General features: G+C 57.2%; 1 protein-coding gene. It reads right to left on the reverse strand.

The annotated features are described in order from the left end of the window. Positions 1–287 precede the first annotated feature (287 nt). Positions 288–1,310 carry an IS110 family transposase gene (locus L8F97_RS22400; RefSeq protein WP_242154949.1) on the reverse strand — a complete coding sequence of 341 codons (1,023 nt, stop codon included), beginning with the start codon at positions 1,308–1,310 and terminating at the stop codon, positions 288–290. Between the last annotated feature and the right edge of the window lie 140 nt (positions 1,311–1,450).

Raw genomic sequence — 1,450 nt, forward strand, 5'->3', positions numbered from 1 at the left:
TGGCCCGCGGCTTCCTTCTGTGGTTGCCGCCCAGTGTGCAAGAGGTTTTGATCGAATGTGCGTGCGATCGAGTACGGTCTTCTGTCAGGCCTTTACATGCGGCATTTTCAAAAGCTGCGGGCCAGTATGGTGATCTGCGGATCAGGTCCAAATCTGCTTTTCGAGCTCTAAGGCTCACGGAAGCCGGCTGGTTTTCCTAACCCAGATCTGTTCGATCATTGTGCCCATTCGGGTCGTCGCCTTCTCACACCCCCTTTATCCGACGTCAGGTAGCAACTGCATGTCGATCATGCTGCTACCTGCGCCGAATCTCGATAATCCTCGTTCTTTGTCAGTAGAGCCCAGATCGTCCGCGCCATCTTATTGGCAAGCGCGATCGCGACGAGCATCCTTGGTTTTCGCGCCGAGATGCGCGCCAGCCACGAGCTTTCCGGGATCGATTTCCGGCCGAGCCAACTCAGGCGCGACATTGCTCCGATAATCAGAAGTCTTCGGATATCGCTCTGCCCCGCTTTTGATACCCGACCGAGCCGTTCCTTGCCGCCTGAGGAGAATTGGCGCGGGACGAGGCCAAGCCAGGCGGCAAAGTCACGGCCGCAGCGGAAGCTCTCCATCGGCGGAGCAAAAGCTTCAACAGCCAAGGCAGTCAACGGACCAACCCCGGGTATAGTCTGTAAGCGCCGCGCGGTATCAGCTTCAGCTGCGAGCGCCTTTATCTTCGCCGTCCGGGTATCGATGCGGACCGTCTTCTCGACAATCTGCTTCATCAGATCACCGCACTCTTCGCGCATCAGTTCAGGCAGGTCGCTGTTCGGTTCATCTAGGATGTCTTTGATCCTGCCGAGCTGGTGAATGCCTTGCGGAACGACATGGCCAAATTCGTAGAGGCACGCCCGAAGAGCATTCACCAGCTCCGTGCGCTGGTGAACCAGCCGCTCTCGACCGCGAAACAGAATGGCACGACTTTGCTGTTCCGTACACTTGGCCTCAACGAAGCGCATTTCCGGCCGCTGTGCAGCGATCACGATGGCTTCGGCATCCGCCGCGTCGTTCTTCTGCCGCTTGACGAACGGCTTCACGTAATGCGGAGCAATCAACTTTACCTCATGGCCGAGCCTGCTCATCTCGCGTGCCCAGTAATGCGCGCTGCCGCACGCTTCCATGACAACTACGGCGGGGGGTTGTTTGGTCATGAAATCGGCAAAACTCTGCCGCGACAGCTTCTTTCGAAACTTAAGCTGTCCTGTCATCGATGCGCCGTGCACCTGAAAGACAGATTTTGCCAAATCCACGCCAATCATCGTATCCATTGTCACGGTTGCCGTCCTTTCCGCTCAGTGGCCTCAACACCACTAACTTGGCACATTGCGATGCCGTCTGGGGAGGGCGGCAACCACCCCATCTGCTTTGGAGGATATCGTACACCTGCCGGTGCCCGATTTCCTTCACA

It is taken from the genome of Sphingomonas sp. BAUL-RG-20F-R05-02, assembly GCF_022662305.1.
Lineage (GTDB): Bacteria > Pseudomonadota > Alphaproteobacteria > Sphingomonadales > Sphingomonadaceae > Sphingomonas.

Coding starts and splice junctions, on each gene's coding strand:
- L8F97_RS22400 (WP_242154949.1), bottom strand. CDS start 1,310: ATGGATACGATGATTGGCGTGGATTTGGCAAAATCTGTCTTTCAGGTG.